General features: G+C 71.5%; 6 protein-coding genes. 5 read left to right on the top strand and 1 reads right to left on the bottom strand.

Annotated elements, in window-relative coordinates; translation table 11 throughout:
- Positions 1 to 760, top strand: a 760-nt coding sequence (locus tag ACTB72_RS19865) for a tRNA (adenosine(37)-N6)-dimethylallyltransferase (RefSeq protein ID WP_463038756.1), incomplete at its 5' end; no start/stop codon positions are given.
- Between the two features lie 50 nt (positions 761 to 810).
- Here ACTB72_RS19865 and ACTB72_RS19860 read toward each other — a convergent pair.
- Positions 811 to 1341 carry a hypothetical protein gene (locus ACTB72_RS19860; protein WP_463038755.1) on the bottom strand — a complete coding sequence of 177 codons (531 nt, stop codon included), beginning with the start codon at positions 1339 to 1341 and terminating at the stop codon, positions 811 to 813.
- Between the two features lie 102 nt (positions 1342 to 1443).
- Between ACTB72_RS19860 and ACTB72_RS19855 the strand changes: the two genes are divergently transcribed.
- From ACTB72_RS19855 to ACTB72_RS19840, 4 genes are all read left to right on the top strand, one after another.
- A complete protein-coding gene (locus tag ACTB72_RS19855; protein ID WP_463038754.1) occupies positions 1444 to 2877 on the top strand; it encodes an MFS transporter in 1434 nt (477 codons plus the stop codon).
- Between the two features lie 301 nt (positions 2878 to 3178).
- Entirely contained in the window at positions 3179 to 4936 is a 1758-nt protein-coding gene (locus ACTB72_RS19850) for an acetolactate synthase 3 large subunit (protein WP_463038753.1), read from the top strand.
- 102 nt (positions 4937 to 5038) lie between these two features.
- Positions 5039 to 5608, top strand: coding sequence for an acetolactate synthase small subunit (gene ilvN / locus ACTB72_RS19845; RefSeq protein ID WP_463038752.1), 570 nt, complete (start codon positions 5039 to 5041; stop codon positions 5606 to 5608).
- Between the two features lie 122 nt (positions 5609 to 5730).
- Positions 5731 to 6483, top strand: coding sequence for an SDR family oxidoreductase (locus ACTB72_RS19840; RefSeq protein ID WP_463038751.1), 753 nt, complete (start codon positions 5731 to 5733; stop codon positions 6481 to 6483).
- Positions 6484 to 6522 lie beyond the last annotated feature (39 nt).

Here is a 6522-nt window from a genome sequence, read left to right as displayed (position 1 = left end):
CTCCCGCGCCGACGAGGCCCGCGCCCCCCACCGCCTCTACGGCCATGCGCCCCCCGCCGCCGCCTACTCCACCGGGCGCTGGCTGCGCGAGGCGGCGGCCGAGCTCGACGCCGCCCGCGCCGCCCACCTGACCCCGATCCTCGTCGGCGGAACCGGGCTCTATTTCACCGCCCTCACCCGCGGCCTCGCCGACATCCCCGAGACCCCGCCCCATGTCCGGGCCGCGGCCGAGGCGCGCCTCGCCGCGATCGGCCTCCCCGCCTTCGCCGAGGCGCTGCGCGAACGCGACCCCGAGACCCATGCCCGCCTCGACCTCGCCAATCCCCGCCGGGTGCTGCGGGCCTGGGAGGCGCTGGAGACCACCGGCCGCCCGCTCGCCCGCCTGCAGGCCGAGACGCCGCCTCCCCTTTTGCCCCTGACCGCCGCCCGCGCGATCCGCCTGATGCCGGACCGCGCCACGCTCTACGCCCGCATCGACGCCCGCTTCGACGCGATGCTGGAGGAAGGCGCGCTGGAAGAGGCGCGGGCCGCGATGGGGTGGGAGGCCCCCGCCTCGACCGCGATGCAGGCGCTGGGGGCGGCGGAGCTGATCGCCCATCTGCGGGGCGAGCTGACGCTGGACGCGGCCCGCGACCGCGCCGCCCAGGCGACACGGCGCTACGCCAAGCGGCAATTGGCCTGGTGCCGGAACCGGTTGCGGGACTGGCCCGCGGCGGAAAGCCCCGAGGCGGCGTTGGCGATGTTGACCGGCGGGGGGTGACGCGGAGGCGGGGCGTGGCGGGTTCGCACCCGCCCTGCCTGGCGGCGCCGTCACCGCGAAGGCCAGGAGTCGGGCGTGCAAGGGCGATCGAACCATTCCCGCGCCCGCAACGTCTGATTTTCCACGTTGCGCCAGAAGCAGGGCGGCGAGAAGGGCGGGCTGGCGTCGTCGAGCGGCAGCCCGGGCCCGATCCAGCCCTTGCAGTAGCCGTCGAAGCCATCGCGCAGCAACCCGCTCCGGTCGATGACCTCGGCATCCCGGATTGGCGCGGCATCATCGGACTGAGCATCGAACAGACCGCTGTCTTCGCGCCGGCGAGACTGCGCGTAAACGCAGCGGTCGTCGAAACGGAGGAAGTCCACGTCCCGCGACAGCAACGGCCCTCGGTGCGGCGCGAAAAGGTCCCAGCGCCCCAAAGGCCATCCCTGCCGAAACCCGTTGAATTCCCGCTTCAGCACCATCCCGTTCGGCAACGTCACGCTGTCGAAGAATTGCAACAAGCCCAGAGCATGGGCGGCGGACGGGCTCGTCATCGTCAGCAGTCCGGCGAAAACGAGGAAACGAAAGCGGCGCGGGCCCATCGAGCCTTTGGCCCCTCGCCAAGCTAAGAAAACCTTAAGATCGGCTGGCCCCGGGGCGGCGGATGCGCTTTGTGGAGCGGCCGAGATCCGAGGACCGACCCGATGACCACGCCCGCCCCCGACTCCCCGACCCCCGACTCCCCCGCCGCCGATTCCCATGTCCGCTGGTCCGAGATCCTGACCCGCGAGCACGCCCCGGCGCTCGCCCTCACCTCGCTTTCGGTGTGGCTGCACGCGGCGACCACGCTGCTGCTGGCGACGATGATCGACTCGATCCTCCATGACATCGGCGGCGAGACGCTGGTGGCCTGGACCGTGGCGGTCTACCTGGTCGGCGCCATCGTCTCGGGCTCGGTCAGCGGGCTCGCGGCGGCGCGCTTCGGGCTCAGGCGGCCGATGGCCGGCGCCGCGGCGGTGTTCGGGCTCGGCTGCGCGCTCAACGCCATGGCCCCCTCGATGCCGGTCCTGCTGGTCGGACGGCTGATGGAGGGGATCGGCGGCGGCGGGCTGATGGCGCTGGCCTTCGTCGCGGTCGGGCGCCTGTTCCCGCCGCGGCTGACCGCGCGGGCGCTGGCGGTGGTCTCGACGCTCTGGGGCGTCTCGGCGCTGCTGGGGCCGCTGGCGGGGGGGCTTTTCGTCGAATTCGCGAACTGGCGCTGGGCGCTCTGGGCCTTCGCGGCGCAGGCCGCCGCCCTGTCGGTGCTGATCGCGCTGCTGCTCCGCCGCGAAACCCCGCCCCCGCGGCCCGAACGCGCCGCGCAGCCCCCCATCCTGCGCCTCGGCCTGATCGCGGCGGGCGTCGCGCTGATCGCCGCCGCAGGCGTGGCGCCGGCGCCGCTGCGCTCGGCCCTCTGCCTGATCGCGGGCGCCGCGGCGCTGCTCGGCGCGCTCCGGCTCGACGCGGCCAAGGGCGAGGGCCGCATGTTCCCCGTACACGCCTTCCGCCTGAGCGACCGCGCCGGCGCGGCCCTTCTGATGATGCTCTGCATGTCCTTCGCGGTGGTGTCGTTCACCGCCTTCGCCCCGGTGCTGCTGATCCGGCTGCACGGGCTCGCGCCCATGGCGGCGGGCTACGTCACCGCCTGCGTCGCGGCGGGCTGGTCGTCCACCGCCGTGATCGTCTCGTCCCTGCCCCCGAAGCGCGACGCGCGGATGATCGCCATCGGCATGTGCCTGGTGGCCCTCGCTTTGCCCGGCTTCGCGCTGGTCATCCCCCACGGGCCCCCGCTGGCCGTGGCGGCGGTGGCGGTGGTGGAGGGCATGGGCTTCGGCATGGCCTGGACCTTCGTGCTGCGCCGGGCGCGGAGCCTTGCGGGGCCGGGCGATGAGGCGCGCGTCGCCTCCGCCCTCCCCACCACCCAGCAGTTGGGCTTCGCCGCGGGGGCCGCCTTCGCCGGCCTCGCCGCCAACGTGGCGGGCTTTGGCGCAGGGGCCGATCCCGAGACGCTGCGCGGCGTCGCCCGCGCGGTCTACCTCGCGCCGATTCCCGCCGTGGCGCTCGGCCTCTGGGCGATGTCGCGCTTCGTGCGGGGCTGAGGCGCGCCCTGCCGCGACGGCGACCCGCCGAAAATTGCGCGGGGGGCGCCCCTCACGCAATTTTCTCCATCCCCAGGCGGCTTCGGGGTTGACCCCCCCCTTTCAGCCGGTTAATCGGGGCCGGCGGAGCGGAACCGGAAGGACTACCCGATGAGCCTCATTCTCGTACTTGCGACAGGGCGCGCCTGACCCGGACGTAACCCCGTCCTGGACGCGCCCGCACGCCCCCGCCGCACCGGGGGTTTTTTTGTGCCCGAATGACCCCGCCCCCCACCTGAACCAACGCCATGAGGAAGACCCGATGTCCCGCGAAATGACCGGCGCCCAGATCGTCGTCCAGGCCCTGATCGACCAGGGTGTGGACACCGTGTTCGGCTATCCCGGCGGCGCGGTGCTTCCGATCTACGACGAGATCTTCAAGCAGAACAAAATCCAGCATGTCCTCGTCCGCCATGAGCAGGGCGCGACCCATGCCGCCGAAGGCTACGCCCGCTCCACCGGCAAGCCCGGCGTCGTGCTGGTCACCTCCGGCCCCGGCGCGACCAACGCCGTCACCGGGCTGACCGACGCGCTGATGGACTCGATCCCGATCATCGTGCTGACCGGCCAGGTCGCCACCTTCCTGATCGGCTCGGACGGGTTCCAGGAGGCCGACACCGTCGGCATCACCCGCCCCTGCACCAAGCACAACTGGCTGGTGAAGGAGACGGACGCGCTGTCGGACGTCCTGCATCAGGCGTTCTACGTCGCCACCCACGGCCGCCCCGGCCCGGTGCTGATCGACATTCCCAAGGACGTCCAGTTCGCCACCGGCAACTACAACAACCCGGCGGAGGCCGCGCGCCTCCCCTCCTACCGCCCCCGGACCGAGGGCGATCCGGAGCTGATCGAAGCCGCGGTCGAGATGATCGAGAACGCCGAGCGTCCGGTCCTCTACACCGGCGGCGGGGTCATCAACTCCGGCCCCGAGGCGTCGCGCCTGCTGCGCGAGCTGGCGGAGGCGACCGGCTTCCCGGTGACCTCCACCCTGATGGGGCTGGGCGCTTACCCGGCTTCGGGTCAGGCCTGGCTGGGGATGCTGGGGATGCACGGCACCTATGAGGCCAACATGACCATGCATGGCTGCGACGCCATGTTCTGCATCGGCGCGCGTTTCGACGACCGGATCACGGGTCGGCTGGATGCATTCTCGCCGGGCTCGAAGAAGGTCCATATCGACATCGACCCGAGCTCGATCAACAAGAACATCCCCGTCGACATCCCCATCATCGGCGACGTCGCCGCGGTGCTGGGCGCGATCCTCGAGCGCTGGAAGGCCCGCGGCGCCAAGACCCGCCGCGACCGGCTGACCGGCTGGCGCACCCAGATCGACGCCTGGCGGGCCATCGACTGCCTGAAGTTCACCAATTCCGACACGGTCATAAAACCCCAGCACGCCCTCAAGCGGCTGGAGGCGCTCACAAAACATCGCGACCGCTACATCACCACCGAGGTCGGCCAGCACCAGATGTGGGCCGCCCAGTTCCTCGGGTTCGAGGAACCGAACCGCTGGATGACGTCCGGCGGCCTCGGCACCATGGGCTACGGCCTGCCGGCCTCGGTCGGCGTGCAGATGGCCCATCCCGACGCGCTGGTGATCAACGTCGCGGGCGAGGCGTCGTTCATGATGTGCATGCAGGAGATGTCGACCGCCGTGCAGTATCGCCTGCCGGTCAAGCAGTTCATCCTGAACAACGAACGCCTCGGCATGGTCCGCCAGTGGCAGGAGCTGCTGCATGGCGAGCGGTATTCGCAGTCCTATTCGGAGGCGCTGCCCGATTTCGTCAAGCTGGCCGAGGCCTTCGGCGCCAAGGGCATCAAGGTCGAGGATCCCGCCGATCTGGATGCGGCCATCCAGGAGATGCTGGACCATGACGGCCCGGTGATCCTCGACTGCATGGTGGAGAAGCATGAGAACTGCTTCCCGATGATCCCCTCGGGCAAGGCCCATAACGAGATGATCCTCGGCCAGGACGCGACCCGGGGCGCCATCGACGCCGGCGGCGGCATGCTGGTCTGACGACCGGCCAGGGCGGGGTTTGGCGCGCGAAACCCCGCCCCGCGAGCCAAGAAGAAGTCCGGGCGCGCGCCCTGACGCCGCCCTCCGAGGAGAGACCCCGCGATGAACGCGCTCAACATCCCCCAGGGCTCCACCGCCCATTCCGTCTACGCCCTGCGCTCGGCCCTGCCCGAGGGGGAGGAGCGGCGGACGCTCGCGGTGCTGGTTCTTAACGAATCCGGCGTGCTGGCGCGGGTCATCGGGCTGTTCTCGGGACGCGGCTACAATATCGAGAGCCTGACGGTGGCCGAGACCGACCATGTCTCGCGCCGCTCGCGCATCACCATCGTCACCACCGGCACGCCCGCGGTGATCGCCCAGATCAAGGCGCAGCTCTCCCGGATGGTCGTGGTCGTCGACGTGCATGACCTGACCATGGAAGGCCCGTCGGTCGAGCGTGAACTCGCGCTGATCAAGGTCGCCGCGACCGGGGAGGCGCGGGTGGAATCGCTGCGTCTGGCCGACGTGTTCCGCGCCCGCGTCGTCGACACCACCCTGCGCAGCTTCGTGTTCGAGTTGACCGGCCCGTCCGACAAGATCGACGCCTTCGTGGAACTGATGGCTCCGCTCGGCCTCGTCGACGTGTCCCGCACCGGCGTCGCGGCCATAAAGCGCGGTCCCGAAGGCATGTGATCCCGGCCGTATCGCCGGACGGCCCCGCCGCCCCCGCGCAGCCTTGCGCGGGGGCGGCTTGCCTTCCGGGGCGCCGCAGGCTTTGCTCCGCCTCCTGACGCGGGCGAGCGGGAGGACGGACCATGGCGGCGACCCCTGAAACCAGGACCATCGTGATCACGGGCGCGGGCTCGGGCATCGGGCGGGCCACGGCGCGCCGGTTCCTCGGCGCAGGCTGGAACGTGGCGCTGGCCGGGCGACGGGGCGAGGCGCTGGAGGAGACGGGCGAGGGCGCCGCCGCCGCGCTTTGCGTCCCCACCGACGTGACCGACCCGGCCTCGGTGGAGGCGCTCTTCGCCGCGACGCTCGCCCGTTTCGGGCGGGTCGATGCGCTCTTCAACAACGCGGGGCGCGGGTCGCCGCCGAAGCCGATCGACGAGATGGCGCTCGACGACTGGTTCGGGGTGCTGGCGGCGAACCTGACCGGCTCGGTGCTCTGCGCGCGGGCGGCGTTCGGGGCGATGCGGGCGCAGGATCCGCAGGGGGGGCGGATCATCAACAACGGCTCGATCTCCGCCCAGGCGCCGCGGCCGGGCTCGGTCCCCTACACCACGACCAAGCACGCGATCACCGGGCTGACGAAAAGCCTCAGCCTCGACGGGCGGCCGTTCGACATCGCCTGCTGCCAGATCGACATCGGCAATGCGGCGTCGGAGATGACCCAGCGCATGGCGAAGGGGGTGCCGCAGGCCGACGGCTCGGTGAAGCCCGAGCCGCTGATGGATGTGAGCGTGGTGGCCGACACCGTGCTGAACATGGCCACGCTGCCGCTGAGCGCGAACATGCAGTTCGTGACGGTGATGGCGACCAAGATGCCGCTGGTGGGCCGCGGCTGAGGGGACGGGAGCCGCGCGCCGACCGCCGCGCAGATCGCG

It is taken from the genome of Albimonas sp. (assembly GCF_055129145.1).
The sequence above is the reverse complement of the archived record's forward strand: the minus strand, read 5'-3'. Positions and strand labels throughout refer to the sequence as shown.